Below are 16,805 nucleotides of genomic sequence, written 5' to 3'. Positions count from 1 at the left end.
GGCGCATGGCGACGGTTCTCGTAGTGGAAGACGATGAATTCGTCAGATCAGCGATCATCCACGAGCTGGGCCGGCGCGGGCACGCCGTCCGCAGCGCCGGGTGCGCGCTCGACGCGCTCAGGGAGATCTCGCAGCGCCCGCCGGACGCCGTCGTCCTCGACCTCGGCCTGCCCGACCTGGACGGGTCCGAGGCGCTGCGCATGGTCCGCGGCGTCTCCGACGTGCCGGTCATCGTGGCCACGGCCCGCGACGAGGAGGCCGAGATCGTCCGGCTGTTACGGGCGGGCGCGGACGACTACCTGGTCAAACCGTTCTCCGGTGACCATCTCAGCGCCCGGCTGGACGCCGTGCTGCGCAGGGCCAGGTCCGCGCCCGCGCCCCAGATGTTCCGCGTGGGCGGCCTGGAGGTGGACGTGGGCCGGCGCGAGGCCGCGCTCGACGGCGGTCCGCTCTCGCTGACCAGGCGCGAGTTCGACCTGCTCGCCTACCTCGCCGCCCGGGCCGACCGCGTCGTCACCCGCCAGGAGCTGCTGGCCGAGGTCTGGCGGCAGTCGTACGGCGACGACCAGACGATCGACGTGCACCTGTCGTGGTTGCGGCGCAAGCTCGGCGAGAGCGCCTCCCAGCCGCGCTACCTGCACACCGTCCGGGGCGTCGGCGTGATGTTGTCGGCACCCCGATGAGAGCGCCCCCGTGCGAGCGCCCGCTGAGAGTGCCCCGATGAGGCGCACCCTGGCGGTGCTGATGGTCGCGGTCACCTCGATGGTCGCGCTGGCCTTCCTCGTGCCGCTGGCGCTGATCGTCAAGGAGACCGCGCAGACCAGGGCGCTGGCGGGCGCCGAGCGGCAGGCGTCCGCGCTGGTCCCGGTGCTGGCGCTGACGACCAGGAGCGACGACCTCGGGCACGCCATGGCCCGCACCGAGGCAGGGCGGCGCGGCCTGCTGGCCGTCCACGTCAAGGGCGGCGCGACGCAGGGCACCTCCCGCGCGCCGGCCGCAGAGGTGGCCAGGGCCGCCCGCGAGACCAGGGCGAGCACCGTCGAACTGGACGGCGGATACGTGCTGCTGCGCCCGGTCGCGCTGGACGAGGACCGGGGCGCGGTGATCGAGGTGTTCGTCCCGGCCGCCGACCTCAACCGGGGCGTCTTCACGTCATGGGCGGTGCTGACCGGGGTGGCCGTGGCGCTGGTGCTCGGCTCGGTGCTGGTCGGCGACCGGCTCGGGGCGCGGGTCGTACGCTCGGCGCGGCGGCTCGGCACCGCCGCGACCGCGCTGGGAGCCGGTGACCTGAGCGAACGCGTCTACCCCGACGGGCCGCCCGAGCTCAAGGCGGCGGCGACCGCGTTCAACGCCATGGCGAACCGCGTCACCCAGCTCGTGGCCGCCGAGCGGGAGCTGGCCGCCGACCTCTCCCATCGGCTCCGTACCCCGCTCACCGCGCTCAAGCTCAGCCTGGACCAGCTCGGTCCGCAGGCGGAGCCCGGCAGGCAGGCACTGGCCAGGCTGGAAGGCGAGGTGGACACGATCATCGCGGCGGCCCGGCGGCCGTCGCGGGCGGCCAGGTCGTGCGACGCGGCCGAGGTGCTGCGCGAGCGGCTGACGTTCTGGTCGGCGCTGGCGGAGGACCAGCGGCGCCCGTGGGAGCTGGTCGGGGCCACGCTTCCGGTACGGGTGCCCGTACCGGCCGGTGAGCTGACGGCGGTGGTGGACGCGCTGCTCGGGAACGTGTTCAGGCACACGGCGGAGGGCACGGCGTTCGGCGTCACCCTGCACGAGGGCCAGGACACCGTCGGCATCCTGATCGCCGACGCGGGGCCCGGCATCGCGGACCCGGACTCGGCGATGGAGCGGGGCAGCAGCGGCAGCGGGTCCACCGGGCTCGGGCTGGACATCGCGCGCAGGCTCGCCGAGTCGACGGGGGGCCGGCTGCGGCTGGACCGGTCGTCGATGGGCGGGGCCCAGGTGCAGGTGTGGCTGCGTACTGAAATAGCAGCTAAGGCAGCCTTAAAGGACACTTAAGCCCGAAGTTCCGCTCTTTCTGGTGCATCAAGGTGATCTACATGCAGATCACCCGCAAGGCGCTCGTCGCCACCACCCTGGCCGCCCCCACGCTGCTCGTGCTCGCCGTCGCCCCCGGCACGGCCTCCGCGCACGGCACCATGAGCAACCCGCCCAGCCGCACCATGGTCTGCTACAGCGAGGGCCCGGAGAACCCGAAGTCGGCCGCCTGCAAGCAGGCCGTGGCCATCGGCGGCACCCAGCCGCTCTACGACTGGAACGAGGTCAACATCGCCGACGCGGCGGGCCGGCACCGCCAGATCATCCCGGACGGGAAGCTGTGCAGCGCAGGGCGGGACAAATACCGCGGGTTCGACCAGGCGCGGGCAGACTGGCCCGCGACGACCCTGGCGAGCGGCGCATCCCACACGTTCAGGTATCGGGCGACCGCGCCGCACAAGGGATCGTTCGAGCTCTACATCACCAAGGACGGCTACGACCCGGCCAGGCCGCTGAAGTGGTCGGACCTGGAGGCCAAGCCGTTCCAGACCGTGCAGAACCCGGTGGTGACGGACGGCTTCTACACGATGAACGCCAAGCTGCCCGCCCGGCAGGGACGGCACCTGATCTACGCGATCTGGCAGCGCAGCGACAGCCCCGAGGCGTTCTACTCCTGCTCGGACGTGGTCTTCGGGCAGGCCAACCCCGCCCCGGCCCCCACGCCCACCGGCACCCCCACCGCGACCCCCAAGCCCACCCCCACGGCCGCCCCCACGCAGCCGTCCGGGGACGTGCCGGCCGTCAACGCGGGCGTCGGCGTCGCCCCCGCCGCGGCCAGGGTCGGCCAGCAGGTGAGGGTGACGGCGGTCTGCGGCGGATCGACGGTGCGTGACGTGACCTCGAACGCCTTCGCCACCGTCCGGAACCGCCCCACCGCGCCCACGGCCACCTGGTCGTCGGCCCTGAAGGCGGTCAAGGCGGGCCGGTTCGGGGTGACGGTGCGCTGCGAGAACGGCGGCGTGGCGCGTACCGCTCTCACCGTCGGCTGATCGGGAAAGCAACCCGACCGTTTTCCCGGAAACCTTCTCGCGTTCCCAGGAGTCGTACAGGTGGGGCGCGTTGGAACATGGGGGATTCGCCGTTCCTCGTTCGACGCGATAGGGGGCCCGATTTCACATCGAAACGGGGAAGGGACTCGGCAATGCCTGTCGACCTGAACAACGCACAACCTCTGGCCTGGGACTCCGCCGCGCTCGACGCGGACACCAAGGCGATGCTCGACAATCTCCAGCCGAACATCCTGCGCGCCCACGTGCGCGAGCACCTGTCCGTGCTGTTCGTCCGGTTCAACGACGCGGCGGAAGGAAAGGCGTTCCTCCGGCACGTCGCGACCACCAAGATGAAGTCGGCCCGCCGGCACCTGCAGGAGGTGCACGACTTCAACGCGAAAGGCAGCCGCGGCACGCCGTACGTCGGCATCGGCATCAGCAAGGCCGGCTACCGCGACCTCGGCCACTCGGTCGAGGACGTGCGCAAGTTCGGGGACCGGGTGTTCCGCGACGGCATGAAGCGCCGCGTCGCCGAGGTCGCCGACCCCCCCGTGGAGACGTGGGAGCGCACGTACCAGCGGGAGATCCACGCCGTCATCCTGATCGGCGACGCTGAGCCCGAGCCGGTGGCGGCGCTGCGCGAGGAGATCCTCGGCGAGCTGCCGGAGAGCGCACGGCTGCTCGGCGAGGAGACCGGGCAGGGCATGCGCAACCCCGCCGGCGACGGCATCGAGCACTTCGGGTACGTGGACGGCCGCAGCCAGCCGCTGTTCGTGAAGGACGAGGTGGACAAGGAGCCGAAGAAGCACTGGGACCCGGCGTTCCCGCTGAGCAACGTGCTCGTGCCCGACCCCTTCGCGCCGAACCCCGTCCGCCACCACGGCAGCTACCTGGTGTTCCGGAAGCTGGAGCAGAACGTACGGGCGTTCAAGACGATCGAGCAGGAGCTGGCCGACGGCCTGGGCCTGGTCGGCGCCGACCGCGACCGGGCGGGCGCCATGATCGTCGGCCGGTTCAGGGACGGCACGCCCCTGACCGGCAAGCCCAAGGCGGGCGGCGGGCCGGTGACCAACGACTTCACCTTCGACGGCGACGACGGCAGCAAGTGCCCGTTCAGCGGGCACATCAGGAAGACGAACCCGCGCTCGTTCGGGCGTGAGGTGCTCATGGCGCGGCGCGGCCAGACGTACGGGGAGCGGACCGACGAGCCGTGGGACGACTCGCCGCCGGAGACCCGGCCGAGCGGCGAGGTCGGGCTGCTGTTCATGGCGTTCAACGGCAGCCTGCTGAGCCAGTTCGAGTTCACGCAGCAGTCATGGGCGAACAACCCCGACTTCGAGAACCCGGCCACCGGGCACGACCCGGTGATCGGGCAGGGCGATCGGGACATCAAGGTCGCGTTCCCGAAGGTCTGGGGCAAGCCGGAGCTGTCGGCGCCGCAGGCCCAGGTGACCCAGACGGTCACGATGAAGGGCGGCGAGTACTTCTTCGCGCCGTCGCTGGCATACCTGCGGAACCTGTAACCGGGAGAGGCCGGGCCCGTCCGCGGCCCGGCCTCCTCCGGCGCGATACGAAGAAGTATGTACGCCCGGTTCACCCCGCCGGAGGAGGAGCCGGCGCTCGCGAACCAGCACGATCGAGAGCATGACCATCGGACTGCTGCTCGCCCTCGCCGCCCTGGCCCTCGTCGACAGCACCAGCTTCGGCACCCTCGGCATTCCCGTCTACCTGCTGCTGGCCTCGAAACGGTCGCACGGGTTGCTGATCTATCTGGCCACCATCACGGTCTTCTACTTCCTGGTGGGGGTCGCGCTCATGCTGGGGCTGTCCACGGTGATGGACCGCTTCGGCGACGTGCTGCGCAGCGGTCCCGCGTACTGGGTGCAGCTCGTGCTGGGCGTGGGGCTGTTCGCGCTGAGCTTCAGGCTCGACCCCAAGCGGCGCGCGAAGCTGGGCAAGCCCGAGCGCCGCTTCGAGCCCCGGGTGGGCGGTCCGCGCGTGATGGTGCTGCTGGGGCTGACCGCCGGGGTGCTGGAGGTGGCGACGATGGTGCCCTACCTCGCCGCGATCGGCATCATGACCACGGCGGGGCTGACCGTCGGGCAGTGGGTGCCGGTGCTGGGCGCGTACGTGCTCGTCATGATCCTGCCGCCGCTGGCGCTCATGGGGCTGCGTGCCGTGGCGGGAGCCTGGCTGGAGCCGAAGCTGGAGTGGCTGCGGGCCTGGATGAGCAAGCACGCGGCGTCGGCCCTGAGCTGGGGCGTTGCCATCGTCGGTTTCCTGCTTGCCCGGGATGCAGCGTTTTATCTGTTCTTCCAGAGACCGTAGGATCGGATGCCTCCGCTGGATCTTCGGGGGGAGATCTGTGATGTTGCGGGCGTTCCTGCGGACCGAGGCAGGCAGCACGACCGTGCTGCTGGTGGCCACGGTGCTTGCCCTGCTCTGGGCAAATTCGCCATGGGGTGACACCTACGAGGCGTTCTGGCACACCCCCATGGGCATCTCCTTCGGGGACGCCGACTTCTCGCTGGACCTGCGGCACTGGGTCAACGACGGGCTGATGTCCGTCTTCTTCTTCCTCATCGGCCTCGAGGTCTCGTACGAGGTACGGCTCGGGCAGCTCAGGGACCGGCGGCTCATCGCCGTGCCCGCCGTCGCGGCCCTGGGTGGGATGCTGGTGCCGGCCGGCGTCTACCTCCTGCTCAACTTCGGCGGGCCGGGCGCGGGCGGGTGGGGCGTGCCCATCGCCACCGACACGGCGTTCGTGCTGGGCGTGCTCGCCGTCGTGGGGGCCCGGTGCCCGGATCCGCTGCGGGCGTTCCTGCTGACGCTGGCCATCGTGGACGACGTGCTGGCGATCATGATCATCGCGATCTTCTACACGGCCAGCCTCTCCATCCCCGCGCTCATCACCGCCGTCCTGCTCCTCGCGGCCATCGTGACCCTGCGGTGGCTGAGGATCTGGCGGGCGCCCGCCTACGTCGTGCTGGGGTTCGCGCTCTGGGTGGCCACCCTCGAGAGCGGGATCCACCCGACGCTGGTCGGCATCGCGCTGGGCCTGCTGGTCTTCGTCTACGCGCCCACGGACCAGAAGCTGCTGCTGGCCGGCGAGGCCGTGCAGGAGTTCACCAGCGAGCCGAGCGCGCGGGCCGCCAGGGAGGCCACGCGGCGGGTCCAGCGGGCCGTCTCCGTCAACGAGCGGCTGCAACTGCGCCTGCACCCGTGGAGCAGCTACGTGATCGTGCCGATCTTCGCCCTGGCCAACGCCGGGGTGCGGCTCGACGGCGAGACCCTGCGGGCCGCCCTCACCTCGCCCGTCTCCATCGGGGTGGCGCTGGGGCTGGTGGTCGGGAAGTTCGTCGGGATCTCCCTCGGCACGTGGCTCCCGCTGCGGTTCGGCTGGGGGATCCTGCCCGGCAACCTGGTGTGGGGGCAGCTGCTGGGCGGGGCGGCCGTGTCCGGGATCGGGTTCACGGTGGCGCTGTTCATCGTGGACCTGGCCTTCGACGGGTCACCCGTCCACGCTCAGGCGAAGATCGGCATCCTGGCCGGGTCGCTGCTGTCCGCCCTGCTGGGGTGGGTGATCTTCCGGCTGGCCTGGGATCGGGGCGGGGTGTGCGCGCCGCCCGAGGCCGAGCCGCCCGAGGAGCTGCCCGACCGGCTCACGGTGCCGGTCGGGCCGACGGACCACGTGCGCGGGCCCGAGGACGCCAAGATCACGATCGTCGAGTACGGGGACTTCGAGTGCCCGTACTGCGGGCGACTGCACCCGGTCCTGGAGGAGATCCTCCGGAAAAATCCTGATGTACGGATGGCTTTCCGTCATTACCCGATCCGCACGCTGCACCCCCGGGCCGCGTCGGCCGCCATCGTCTCCGAGGCGGCGGCCGACCAGGGCAGGTTCTGGGAGATGCACGACATCCTCTACGACAACCAGCGCTTCCTCACCGACTCCGACCTTGAGCACTATGCCGCCGAGCTGGGCATCGACCCCTGGTCCGACGTGCCGGGCCACGCCGCGCGGATCGCCCTGCACGAGGAGTCCGGCCGCGACAGCGGCGTGCGCGGCACCCCCACGATCTTCCTGAACGGCGTGCGCTACCAGGGCCGCCTGGACGAGGGGTCGATCAGCAGAGCATTGGACGATCTGCGCGAATCCCCGTAGCGTCGTCGCGTCCGGCTTGGCCTCGAACGGAGTTCCCTGTGATATCAACGATCGCCGGTATCCTCACCTTTGCCGTGATGGGCATCCTGTTGCTCCTCGGCGTCGTCATGACCGCGATGGCCCGGCGCGAGCACGGCTCGGCCGCGATGATCGGCATGGCGGGCTGCATCCTGCTTCTGCTGGGACTGCTGTTCAACATCTTCCGCTCGTACGTGCTGTTCCCGCAGATGACCTCATCGTCGGACATTCAGACGACCGTGGCCGTCACCAGCCTGGTCTCCCTGCTCTTCGACGCGGGCGGCACCGCCCTGCTGATCTGGGCCGTGGTGGCCCGGCGCAAGCCGAGCCAGCCCGCCCAGCCGCCGCAGGGCCCCGGCTGGCCGCAGCAGCCCTCCTACCAGCAGCAGCCGTACCAGCAGCAGCAGCCCGGCTGGCAGAACCCGCCGCAGCCGCCCTACGGCCAGGGCCAGGGCCAGAGCTGACGAACCCGCGGGACGGGTCCCCCGGCGAAGTGTGACAATGGGAGGGCACGCCCCCACTCTCCGCAGCGGCTCCTGAGGAGATCATGACTCGAGAGCAACCTGACCCGCAGGGCCAGGACCCCCACCAGACGATCAGGCACCGCCCACCCTTCCCGACCCAGCCCACCCGGCAGGGACCTCCCGGACAGGTCCCGCCGCCGCGGCACGGACACCCGCCCCCGCAGGACCCTCCGACCGTGCGCGTGCCGCCACCCCCGGCTCCGCCGACCGTGCGCGTGCCCCGGCCCGGGCGTCCGCAGGATCCGCCCTCCACGCAGCGGCTCCCCTACACGCCGGACATGCTGCCCGACGTGTCCCACTACGAGACCAAGCCGCCTCAATCGGCCTGGTGGTGGGCGATCGTGGCCGGGTCGCTGGTGCTGCTGGTCGCGGCCGTCGCGGTGGCGGCGGTCCTGTGGGCCCGCTCCGGCTCCTAGGCCCGGCTGAAGTCCATCGTCCAGTTCGTCTCCCAGGTCAGGCCGTCGTCCGCCGAGTACGCCTGCTCCCAGCGGGCCGCGTCCGGGCCGAGCACCGTCCAGATGAACCGGCACCGCACCTGCCTGCCCTCATACGCCTCCTCCCCGTAGAACTCGCCCCGGTCCCCCTCGAACTCGCCCACCATGGGCGAGCTGTCGAGCGTGCCCCTCGTGCTGCTGGCCCAGTAGATGGCCCACTGCCGTGTCTCGGGGTTGTACACGCGCACGGTCAGCCCGCTGGACCCCTTGGTCGGGAACGTGATCTCGTCGAAGCTGGCCGCCCCGTCGAAGTGCCGGCTGGCGACCGAACGGCCGGGGAACTCGTCCCATTCGTCGCTGCCGGCGAGCGCCTTCACGAGCCGGCGGTTGTCGACGTTCCAGTGGCCGGCGAGAAAGTCGAAATCGTTCATGCGGGCGACGCTAGGCGGTGGTCACTGACAGGTAGTGTCAGTGAATGTGCGTGCTTCCCGCCTGGTCTCGATCCTCCTGCTCCTGCAGACGCGCGGCCGGATGACCGCGCAGGCTCTGGCCGAGCGGCTGGAGGTCTCGGTACGCACCATCTACCGCGACGTCGAGTCCCTCCACTCCGCCGGCATCCCCCTGTACGGCGACGCGGGCCCGAAGGGCGGCTACCAGCTGCTCGACGGCTACCGCACCCGGCTCACCGGGCTGACGACCGACGAGGCCGAGTCGCTGTTCCTGGCCGGACTGCCGGGTCCGGCGGCGGAGCTGGGGCTGGGCGCGGTGGTCACGGCCGCGCAGCTCAAGCTCATGGCCGCGCTGCCGGTCGAGCTCCGCGACCGCGCCGGGCGCATCCAGGAGCGCTTCCATCTCGACGCGCCCACCTGGTACCGCGACCAGGAGCCGGTGACCTACCTGCCCGCCGTGGCCGACGCCGTCTGGAACGAGCGCCGCATCCAGGTCAGATACCGCCGCTGGAAGGCGCCCCAGGAGGTGGAGCGGCGGCTGGACCCGTACGGGCTGGTCGTCAAGGCGGGGCGGTGGTATCTCGTCGCAGGGGCGGGCGAGGACGTGCGCACCTACCGCGTCTCGCAGATCCTCGACCTGCACCCGCTCCCCGAGAGCTTCACCAGGCCGGACGGCTTCGACTTAGCGGCCTACTGGCAGGGGTACCTGGCCGAGTTCGAGGCCCGGCTGCGGCAGGGCGAGGCGGTGCTCCGGCTGTCGCCGCGCGGCGTCGCACGCGTGCCCGACCTCATGACCCCCGGCGTGGTGGCGGCGGCCAGGGAGAGCGCGCAGCCGCCCGACGAGGAGGGCTGGACGCGGGTCACGGTGCCGATCGAGTCGATCGAGCACGCGCTCGCCGAGTTCCTGCGGTTGGGCACGGACGCCGAGGTGCTCGCCCCCGCCGAGCTGCGCGACCGCATGGCCACCACCGCCACCGAGCTCGCCGCTCGCTACCGCCCCGCCTGAGCCGCCGCCCTACCTGCGCCGTCGCGCCTATCTCCCCGCCTGAGCCGCCGCTTCCACCTGCCAGCAGTGCGTCCAGTGGCCGTCCCCCAGCGCGGTACGCGCGGGCGCCTCCTCCGAGCACACCGGCAGCGCCGCCGGGCAGCGCGGATGGAACCGGCACCCGCCCGGCGGATCGATCAGGCTCGGCGGCTCGCCGTGCCGCGTGACCTCCGGCGCCGCCACCCGGTCGGGATCCGGCGCCGACTCCAGCAGCAGCCGCGTGTACGGGTGCCGCGCCGACTGCGTGAGCTCCTCGCTCGGCCCGCTCTCGATCAGCCGCCCCGCGTACATGACCGTGATGTCCTCGGCGAAGTAGCGGGCGCCGGCGATGTCGTGCGTGATGTACAGGAGCGCCAGCCCGCTCTCCCTCGCCAGCCCCTCCAGCAGCCGCAGCACCCCGAGCCTGATCGACACGTCCAGCATCGACACGGGCTCGTCGGCGATCAGCGCGGCGGGCCGCACCGCCAGCGCCCGCGCGATGGCCACCCGCTGCCGCTGCCCGCCGGACAGCTCGTGCGGCAGCTTGTCCATGAACTGCTCGACCGGCGTGAGGCTGACGCGTTCGAGCAGCTCGGCGACCTGTGCGCGTTCCTCCGCGTCCGAGCGGACGTGTCCGTGGATGCGCAGCGGCCTGGCCAGGTGGTAACGCACCCGGTGGAAGGGGTTCAGGGAGGCGAACGGGTCCTGGAAGATGAGCTGCACCTGCCGCCGGAAGTCCCTGAACGCCGCCCCGCGGTGGGCGCGTACCGGCTCGCCGCGCAGCAGCACCTCGCCCGACGTGGCCGGATAGACCTGCGCCAGTAGCCGCGCCACCGTGCTCTTGCCGCAGCCGCTCTCCCCCACCAGCGCCGACACCGTCCCGGCCCGCAGCGCGATCGACACGTCCTCGACGGCCTGCACCGGCGGCCGCCTGCCGAAGCGGCCTCGGGGACCGCGGGCCGCGGTGAAGTGCTTGGTGAGATTCCGTCCCTCCAGGACGATCATGACGCGTCCTCCAGACCGCGGCCGCCGTTCAGCAGGCACGCGACGTCGCCTTCGAGTTCGGGCAGGACCGAGGAGCACGCCGCCACCGCCACCCCGCACCGCGGGTGGAACGCGCATCCCGGTGGCGGCGACCTCAGGTCGGGCGGGCTGCCGGGGATGCCCAGCAGCTCCTCGCGCGGCCCGTGCAGGCGCGGGAACGAGCGGAGCAGCCCCAGCGTGTACGGGTGCCGCGGCGACTTGTGGATGGCCTTGGCGGACCCGGTCTCCACGACCCGGCCCGCGTACATGATGGCGATCCGGTCGGAGATCTCCATGAGCAGCGACAGATCGTGCGTGATGAACACGACCGCGAAGCCGTACTCCTGCCTGAGCTCCCTGATCTCGTGGAGGATGTCGCGCTGGACCACCACGTCGAGCGCGGTCGTCGGCTCGTCCATGATGATGATCTCGGGGTTGAGCGCGAGCGCGATGGCGATGGCGGCGCGCTGCCGCATGCCGCCGGACAGCTCGTGCGGGTAGGAGCGCCGCCTGTCGGCGCTGATGCCGACGCGCCGCAGCAGCTCGACCGCCCGCTCCGTACGGTCGCCGCGCGACATCCCCGGAACGTGGACGCGCAGGACGTCGTCGATCTGGGCGCCGACGGTGCTGACCGGATTGAGGGCGTTCATGGCGCTCTGGAAGACGACGGCCAGCTCCTTCCAGCGGAAGGCCCTGAGCTCGCTCCTCCCGAGCCCGAGCACGTCGACGGACGAGCCGTCCTGGCGGCGGTAGACGACCGAGCCCGAGGTGATCGCGGCGGGCGGCCGCAGCAGCCGGGCGACGGCGTTGGCCAGCGTGGACTTGCCGCTGCCGCTCTCCCCCGCCAGGCCCAGCACCTCGCCGCGGCGCAGGTCGAGGGAGACGTCGGCGACGGCGTGCACGGTGCCGCTGCCGGACAGGTAGTCGACGCTCAGGTCGCGGATCTCCAGGACGTTCATGTGCGGGCCTTCACCTTGACCGTTCGCAACCGGGGGTTGGCGATCTCGTCGATGCCGAAGTTCACCAGCGCGAGCCCGGTGCCGATGAGCGCGATGCACAGACCGGGCGGGATGAACCACCACCAGGCCCCGATGAGCAGCGCCTGGCCGTTCTGCGCGAAATAGAGCATGCTGCCCCAGCTCACGGTGGACAGGTCGGCCAGGCCGAGGAACGACAGCCCGGCCTCGGCCAGGATCGCCGCGACCACGGTGGCCAGGAAGCTGGTGGCGATGACGGGCAGCAGCACGGGCAGGATCTCGAAGAAGACGATCCGGAGGGCCCCCTCGCCGCTCGCGCGCGCGGCCTGGACGAAGTCGCGCCGCCGTACGGACAGGGTCTGCGCCCGCAGCACCCGCGCGCCCCAGGCCCAGCCGGTGACCGCGATCACCACGGCCACGGAGGCGACCCCGCGCTGCGGCAGGTAGCCGGCCAGCACGATGATCAGCGGCAGGGCGGGCAGCACCAGGAAGATGTTGGTGAGCACGGACAGCACCTCGTCCACCGCGCCGCCGAAATAGCCGCCGACCAGGCCGACCGCGACCGCGATCACGTTGGCGATGACCGCCGACAGCAGGCCGACGCCCATCGAGACGCGGGCGCCGTACACGATCTGGGTGAGGATGTCCTGCCCGGTCTGCGTGGTGCCGAGCCAGTGCGCGGCCGACGGGCCCTGGAGCCCGTCGTCGCCGGTCGCGGCCGGGTCGGCGCCGATGAGCAGCGGCCCGAGCACGGCCATCAGCGTGAAGAAGACGAGGATGCCGATGCCGATCTTGATCTTCATTCGGACTCCTGCCTGGTACGCGGGTCGAGCACCACGTACGCCAGGTCGGCCAGGAAGTTGGCGACGAGCACGGCCAGCGAGATGACGAGGAAGATGCCCTGCATGAGCGGGAAGTCCTCGTTCTCCACCCCTTTGAGGAGCATCGACCCGATCCCGGGATAGGAGAAGACGATCTCGGTCAGCACCGAGCCGCCCACCACGAAGCCGAGCGACAGGGCGAAGCTGGTGATGTTCGGCAGGATCGCGTTGCGGGCGGCGTAGGCCCACATGACCCTCCTGGAGGTCAGCCCCTTGGCCTCGGCCACCACCACGTAGTCCTCGCCGAGCGTGGTCACCATGACGTTGCGCATGCCGAGGATCCGGTCGGCCATCGACGCGACCACGATCGTCACCGCGGGCAGCGCCGCGTGGTAGACCACGCTGCCGGCGAACTCGCCGGTGAAGCCGGGCATCACGTCCAGCCCGTACGCCCTCGACACGGGGAACCACTGCAGCGTCACCCCGAAGACGAACACCAGCGCCAGCGCCACCCAGAAGTACGGCACCGCGTGCATGAACGTGGCCGCCGGCAGCACCCCGTCGAGCCAGGTGCCCCGCTTCCACGCCATCAGCACGCCCAGCGAGGTGCCCATCAGGTAGCTGATCAGGGTGGCGACCCCGACGAGCCCGACCGTCCACGGCAGGCTGCCGGCGATGACGGTGGACACTTCGGCGGGAAAGAAGGTGATCGAGCGGCCCAGCTCCCCTTGTGCGAGATTGCCCAGGTAGTCCAGATACTGCTGCCACAGGTTCGCGTCGCTGATGCCGAACGCCCGCCGCATCGCGTCGATGGCGGCCGGGTCGACGTTGCCTTTCATCCGGGCCACCAGCAGCTCCACCGGGTCCCCCGGCATGAGCCGGGGGATCAGGAAGTTGAGCGTGACGGCGGCCCAGGCGGTCAGCAGGTAGAAGCCGAGCCGCCGGGCCAGGAACCTCACTTGACGGCCGGCTTCAAGTGCAGCAGCACGACCGCGGCGTCGGGCGAGGTGTACGGCGACGGCATCGCGTACGGATCCTGCTCCGACGGCCAGCCGACATACTTGGTGGTCCGGAACTGCGCCCACCCCGGGCTGTAGAACAGCGGCAGCTGGGGCAGCTTCTCCACCATGATCCGGCCCAGCCCCTGCGTGGCCTTCTGCTGCTCGGCCAGGTCGTCGGTGGCGGCGTACTCCTCGATCAGCCGGTCGGTCTCGGCGTCCTTCCACCGCTCGTAGTTGCCGCTCGCGGCCTCGCCGACGGGCTTGGCCAGGCCGCCGAAGAGCATGAAGCGCATCTGGAAGTACGGGGTCGGGCCGGCCTCGGCGCCTCTGATCGACAGCTCGTAGTCGCCCTTGCCGACCTTCGACACCCAGTCCTGGAAGGCCACTCCCCTGGTCTCGACCGTGATGCCGACCTTGGCCAGGTCCTCCCTGATGAGCTGGGCGGCGTTCACCCAGTCGGTGAACGGAGACGGCACCAGCAGCGTGAACTTCAGGTCGGCCGGGTTCACGCCCTTGAGCAGTTCCTTGGCCTTGGCCACGTCCACCTGGAACGCGGCGTCCTTGTACTGCGGCGGCACGTACGCCTGGCCGCCCGGCATCGGCACGCCGGTCGGGTGGGCGACCTTGGTGTAGCCGCGCTCGGCCACCCGGACGATCTTCTCCCGGTCGATGGCGAGGCTCATCGCCTGCCGTACCTCCGGCTTGGCCAGGACCGGGTTGGTCAGGTTCGGCAGCAGCGAGACCAGGCCCTCCGGCGGGAAGAAGAACTTGTTCTGCTCCGGCTTGCCCTGCACGAAGATCTTCTGGATGTCCGGCACGAACGCGCCCGCCCAGTCCACCTCGCCCTGCTGGAGCGCCGTCTGCAGGGCATTGGCCGTGTACGCGGGGAAGCGCAGCAGCGGCACCTCCGGCTTGCCCGGCTGCCAGTAGGACGGGTTCTTCTCCATCTCGTAGAGCTGCGCCGAGAACTTCGACAGCTTGTACGGCCCGGTGCCGACCGGCTTGGCGTTGGTGAACGTCGCCGGGTCCTGCTGCTTGTCCCACAGGTGCTTGGGCACGATGGGCGAGCCGCCGGCGATGTTGTAGAGCTTGGCGTACGAGGTGGTCTTGAAGTCGACGCGCACCTTGTCCGGAGCCAGCGCCCGCGCGTCCTTGATCTCCAGCGCGGACGTGTTGAGCTGCGCGTGGTCCTTCAGCATCTGGAAGGTGAAGGCCACGTCGTCGGCGGTGAAGGGCTGCCCGTCGGTCCACTTCACCCCCGGGCGGAGGGTGAACGTGAGCGACTTGCCCTTGTCCGACCATTCGTACTTCAGCGCCAGCCACGGGACGATCTCTCCCGGCTTGAGCTTGTTGAAGTACATGAGGGTCTCGTAGATCATCCCGCTCGTGCCGAAGTTCACGCCTTCGAGGTGGTACGGGTTGAAGTCCTCCTGGAACGTCCCCGCGTCCACGGCGTGGATCACCAGCGGGGGCGCGCTCGTGCTGTTCTTGCCGGTGGGGCCGCCACTGCTCGAACAGCCTGCGAGGGCCAGGGCGAGGAGTACTGCCAGACAGCGTTTCATTGGGGGGTGGCCTTTCCGAAATACTTCGTCCGGAGGTCGCGCGAGCCCTTCGGTGCGGCGAAGGCCTGAGCGCGGCCGAATCCGGCTGGTGCGCCGCGCACGATCGTCAGCGCGCGGTAGTACTCGATGTACGGGAAGCCGTAGGTCTCGCCTCTGGCGTAGGCGTACCCGGTGATCGCCTGTGACCAGAGCTCGTACGCCTCCTCCGTCAGCTCGACGAACACGTCGGGGACGAACCCCTCGGCGTCCTCCCAGTTGTCGGCGTAGTAGAGCTCGCTCGCCCAGCAGGCCGGGTGCTCGCGTTCGAGCGTCTTGAGCCCGCCGTAGAAGCGGGCGTCCTCGACGATCCGGTGGGTACGAGCGTGATCTTTGTGGATGGACGCGCTCCAATGGGTCAGGATGACGTCCGGGCGCAGCTCCCTGATCAGGTCGCCGACGCGCAGCTTGACCTCTTCGTCCTCGGGCAGCAGGCCGTCCTCGTAGTCGAGGAAGCGCACGCCCGCACCGATCCGCTCGGCGAACGTCTCGGCTTCCTCGCGCTTCTGCCTGGCGTAGTCGGGGACGGGCATGCGGGGGTGGCCACGCTCGCCGAGGGTGAGGTGGAGGAGCGTGGCCCGGTCGCCGTGCAGGACGTGCTGGGCGAGCACGGCGCCCGCCGTCAGGTCCAGGTCACCCGCATGAGCCCCGATGGCCAGGACGTGAGTCATGCCGACTTCCTCATCACGTGGAAGCGCCGGGTGATCTGGTAGCCCGCCCTGGTGTAGAGGCGGCCGGCCGGGCTCGCCTCGCCGGTCCAGAGGAACCACGACGAGTGGAGCCCTTCGGCGCGCATCATGGTCATGGTGAGATGGAGGAGGATCTTGCCGAGGCCGGTGCCGCGCTGCTCGGGGTCGACGCCGAACGGGCCGAAGCGCTCGGGGATGCCGCGGTAGGCCGCGTACAGCGCGAATCCCATTATTTGATCTTTTTTCGCGATGACCATGCGTCGGGGGTCGCGGTGCAGGCGGATCGCCTCGCCCCAGTCGGGGTTGAAGGCGTCGGCCGCGAAGCGGATCAGCTCGGGCAGCTCGCCGTCGGTGGGGCTACGGAAGACGTACCCCTCGCTCTCGCGCTCGGCGCGCAGCTCGCGTACCTCGTCGGGGGTCACGTAGCCGACGAGCGTCCGGTCCATGGCGACCGGCGAGTACAGGGTCCGGAAGCCGAGCCCGTTCAGGAGCCGGTAGCCGTCGGGGTAGAGCTCGGCGTCCGCCCCGGGGAGCACATAGTTCGGCGTATAGGACGAAAAATCGACCTTCGTCCGGCCGGCCCGCTCCAAGAACGCCAGCGCCTCGCCCACCAGCCGCCTCCCGAGCCCGCCGCCACGATGCTCGGGGACGACGAAGAAGAACGGGATCCAGCCGGTGTCCGGCTCCAGGTCGGTGCCCGGGGCCAAGGGGGTCAGGCGGCGCACGCCGTAGGCGCAGCCCACCACCCGGCCGTCGGAGACGGCCACGCGCAGGCCCTCGGGGTCGAAGTTGGGGTCGAGCAACACGCAGTCGCGGAACCAGGCGGAGGTGGCGGGATCGGCCGGCATGCTGCGGTTCCAGGCGTCCACCAGGGAGACCTCGTCACCGGACGCGAAGGCGCGGACTGTGACCATCGGGGTCCTTTCACCTTTGGCTCTCCGGTCCCAGCTTTCCCATGGTCAACGGGCAAGGTCAAGACGATTCGGGAATTTATTTTCTTCCTAGGCGCATGCTTAGAAAATTTCTTTTGCGCCA

General features: G+C 70.7%; 17 protein-coding genes. 9 read left to right on the top strand and 8 right to left on the bottom strand.

Going from position 1 to position 16,805, the window contains the following annotated elements:
- Positions 1-5 precede the first annotated feature (5 nt).
- The 8 genes from ACWDRB_RS37710 to ACWDRB_RS37675 all read left to right on the top strand — a co-directional run bounded on the left by ACWDRB_RS37710 (position 6) and on the right by ACWDRB_RS37675 (position 8,170).
- Positions 6-683: a response regulator transcription factor gene (locus ACWDRB_RS37710; RefSeq protein WP_350740650.1), complete on the top strand. Its 678-nt coding sequence runs from the start codon at positions 6-8 to the stop codon at positions 681-683.
- Positions 684-720: 37 nt separating this feature from the next.
- On the top strand, positions 721-2,019 hold the full coding sequence (locus tag ACWDRB_RS37705; RefSeq protein ID WP_449901981.1) for a sensor histidine kinase: 1,299 nt from the start codon (positions 721-723) through the stop codon (positions 2,017-2,019).
- Positions 2,020-2,060: 41 nt separating this feature from the next.
- Positions 2,061-3,047: a lytic polysaccharide monooxygenase auxiliary activity family 9 protein gene (locus ACWDRB_RS37700; protein WP_449901979.1), complete on the top strand. Its 987-nt coding sequence runs from the start codon at positions 2,061-2,063 to the stop codon at positions 3,045-3,047.
- 152 nt (positions 3,048-3,199) lie between these two features.
- Positions 3,200-4,570 carry a Dyp-type peroxidase gene (locus tag ACWDRB_RS37695; protein ID WP_449901976.1) on the top strand — a complete coding sequence of 457 codons (1,371 nt, stop codon included), beginning with the start codon at positions 3,200-3,202 and terminating at the stop codon, positions 4,568-4,570.
- Between the two features lie 121 nt (positions 4,571-4,691).
- On the top strand, positions 4,692-5,375 hold the full coding sequence (locus ACWDRB_RS37690; protein ID WP_449901973.1) for a GAP family protein: 684 nt from the start codon (positions 4,692-4,694) through the stop codon (positions 5,373-5,375).
- Positions 5,376-5,415: 40 nt separating this feature from the next.
- On the top strand, positions 5,416-7,212 hold the full coding sequence (gene nhaA, locus ACWDRB_RS37685) for a Na+/H+ antiporter NhaA (RefSeq protein ID WP_449901971.1): 1,797 nt from the start codon (positions 5,416-5,418) through the stop codon (positions 7,210-7,212).
- A gap of 77 nt (positions 7,213-7,289) precedes the next feature.
- Complete coding sequence (locus tag ACWDRB_RS37680) at positions 7,290-7,694, top strand: hypothetical protein (RefSeq protein WP_449901969.1); 405 nt, start codon at positions 7,290-7,292, stop codon at positions 7,692-7,694.
- 83 nt (positions 7,695-7,777) lie between these two features.
- Positions 7,778-8,170: a hypothetical protein gene (locus ACWDRB_RS37675; RefSeq protein WP_449901966.1), complete on the top strand. Its 393-nt coding sequence runs from the start codon at positions 7,778-7,780 to the stop codon at positions 8,168-8,170.
- On the opposite strand, the gene ACWDRB_RS37670 is transcribed toward ACWDRB_RS37675, so the two are convergent.
- On the bottom strand, positions 8,167-8,619 hold the full coding sequence (locus ACWDRB_RS37670; protein WP_449901964.1) for a hypothetical protein: 453 nt from the start codon (positions 8,617-8,619) through the stop codon (positions 8,167-8,169). The genes ACWDRB_RS37675 and ACWDRB_RS37670 overlap by 4 nt on opposite strands.
- Positions 8,620-8,665: 46 nt before the next feature.
- On the opposite strand from ACWDRB_RS37670, the gene ACWDRB_RS37665 reads away from it, so the two are divergent.
- Positions 8,666-9,643 carry a helix-turn-helix transcriptional regulator gene (locus ACWDRB_RS37665; RefSeq protein ID WP_449901963.1) on the top strand — a complete coding sequence of 326 codons (978 nt, stop codon included), beginning with the start codon at positions 8,666-8,668 and terminating at the stop codon, positions 9,641-9,643.
- 27 nt (positions 9,644-9,670) lie between these two features.
- On the opposite strand, the gene ACWDRB_RS37660 is transcribed toward ACWDRB_RS37665, so the two are convergent.
- The 7 genes from ACWDRB_RS37660 to ACWDRB_RS37630 are packed head-to-tail and all read right to left on the bottom strand — an operon-like array spanning position 9,671 to position 16,684.
- On the bottom strand, positions 9,671-10,666 hold the full coding sequence (locus ACWDRB_RS37660) for an ABC transporter ATP-binding protein (protein ID WP_449901961.1): 996 nt from the start codon (positions 10,664-10,666) through the stop codon (positions 9,671-9,673).
- Positions 10,663-11,643 (bottom strand): ABC transporter ATP-binding protein, encoded by a 981-nt coding sequence (locus tag ACWDRB_RS37655; protein ID WP_449901959.1) that lies wholly within the window; start codon positions 11,641-11,643, stop codon positions 10,663-10,665. The genes ACWDRB_RS37660 and ACWDRB_RS37655 overlap by 4 nt, the downstream gene beginning before the upstream one ends.
- Positions 11,640-12,464, bottom strand: coding sequence for an ABC transporter permease (locus ACWDRB_RS37650; protein ID WP_364265257.1), 825 nt, complete (start codon positions 12,462-12,464; stop codon positions 11,640-11,642). The genes ACWDRB_RS37655 and ACWDRB_RS37650 overlap by 4 nt, the downstream gene beginning before the upstream one ends.
- Positions 12,461-13,441, bottom strand: coding sequence for an ABC transporter permease (locus ACWDRB_RS37645; RefSeq protein ID WP_449901956.1), 981 nt, complete (start codon positions 13,439-13,441; stop codon positions 12,461-12,463). The genes ACWDRB_RS37650 and ACWDRB_RS37645 overlap by 4 nt, the downstream gene beginning before the upstream one ends.
- On the bottom strand, positions 13,438-15,045 hold the full coding sequence (locus ACWDRB_RS37640) for an ABC transporter substrate-binding protein (RefSeq protein WP_449901953.1): 1,608 nt from the start codon (positions 15,043-15,045) through the stop codon (positions 13,438-13,440). The genes ACWDRB_RS37645 and ACWDRB_RS37640 overlap by 4 nt, the downstream gene beginning before the upstream one ends.
- Positions 15,042-15,752 carry a PIG-L deacetylase family protein gene (locus tag ACWDRB_RS37635; protein ID WP_449901949.1) on the bottom strand — a complete coding sequence of 237 codons (711 nt, stop codon included), beginning with the start codon at positions 15,750-15,752 and terminating at the stop codon, positions 15,042-15,044. The genes ACWDRB_RS37640 and ACWDRB_RS37635 overlap by 4 nt, the downstream gene beginning before the upstream one ends.
- A complete protein-coding gene (locus tag ACWDRB_RS37630) occupies positions 15,749-16,684 on the bottom strand; it encodes a GNAT family N-acetyltransferase (protein WP_449901947.1) in 936 nt (311 codons plus the stop codon). The genes ACWDRB_RS37635 and ACWDRB_RS37630 overlap by 4 nt, the downstream gene beginning before the upstream one ends.
- Positions 16,685-16,805: the final 121 nt, after the last annotated feature.

The organism is Nonomuraea sp. NPDC003707 (assembly GCF_053587055.1).
Note: the sequence above shows the minus strand (reverse complement) of the source record. Positions and strands in the feature narration are given on the sequence as shown.

Bases quoted from the DNA above. Each gene is read 5' to 3' on its own strand.
- ACWDRB_RS37710 (WP_350740650.1), top strand. From the start codon at position 6: ATGGCGACGGTTCTCGTAGTGGAAGACGATGAATTCGTCAGATCAGCG.
- ACWDRB_RS37705 (WP_449901981.1), top strand. From the start codon at position 721: ATGAGGCGCACCCTGGCGGTGCTGATGGTCGCGGTCACCTCGATGGTC.
- ACWDRB_RS37700 (WP_449901979.1), top strand. From the start codon at position 2,061: ATGCAGATCACCCGCAAGGCGCTCGTCGCCACCACCCTGGCCGCCCCC.
- ACWDRB_RS37695 (WP_449901976.1), top strand. From the start codon at position 3,200: ATGCCTGTCGACCTGAACAACGCACAACCTCTGGCCTGGGACTCCGCC.
- ACWDRB_RS37690 (WP_449901973.1), top strand. From the start codon at position 4,692: ATGACCATCGGACTGCTGCTCGCCCTCGCCGCCCTGGCCCTCGTCGAC.
- nhaA (WP_449901971.1), top strand. From the start codon at position 5,416: ATGTTGCGGGCGTTCCTGCGGACCGAGGCAGGCAGCACGACCGTGCTG.
- ACWDRB_RS37680 (WP_449901969.1), top strand. From the start codon at position 7,290: ATGGGCATCCTGTTGCTCCTCGGCGTCGTCATGACCGCGATGGCCCGG.
- ACWDRB_RS37675 (WP_449901966.1), top strand. From the start codon at position 7,778: ATGACTCGAGAGCAACCTGACCCGCAGGGCCAGGACCCCCACCAGACG.
- ACWDRB_RS37670 (WP_449901964.1), bottom strand. From the start codon at position 8,619: ATGAACGATTTCGACTTTCTCGCCGGCCACTGGAACGTCGACAACCGC.
- ACWDRB_RS37660 (WP_449901961.1), bottom strand. From the start codon at position 10,666: ATGATCGTCCTGGAGGGACGGAATCTCACCAAGCACTTCACCGCGGCC.
- ACWDRB_RS37655 (WP_449901959.1), bottom strand. From the start codon at position 11,643: ATGAACGTCCTGGAGATCCGCGACCTGAGCGTCGACTACCTGTCCGGC.
- ACWDRB_RS37650 (WP_364265257.1), bottom strand. From the start codon at position 12,464: ATGAAGATCAAGATCGGCATCGGCATCCTCGTCTTCTTCACGCTGATG.
- ACWDRB_RS37640 (WP_449901953.1), bottom strand. From the start codon at position 15,045: ATGAAACGCTGTCTGGCAGTACTCCTCGCCCTGGCCCTCGCAGGCTGT.
- ACWDRB_RS37635 (WP_449901949.1), bottom strand. From the start codon at position 15,752: ATGACTCACGTCCTGGCCATCGGGGCTCATGCGGGTGACCTGGACCTG.
- ACWDRB_RS37630 (WP_449901947.1), bottom strand. From the start codon at position 16,684: ATGGTCACAGTCCGCGCCTTCGCGTCCGGTGACGAGGTCTCCCTGGTG.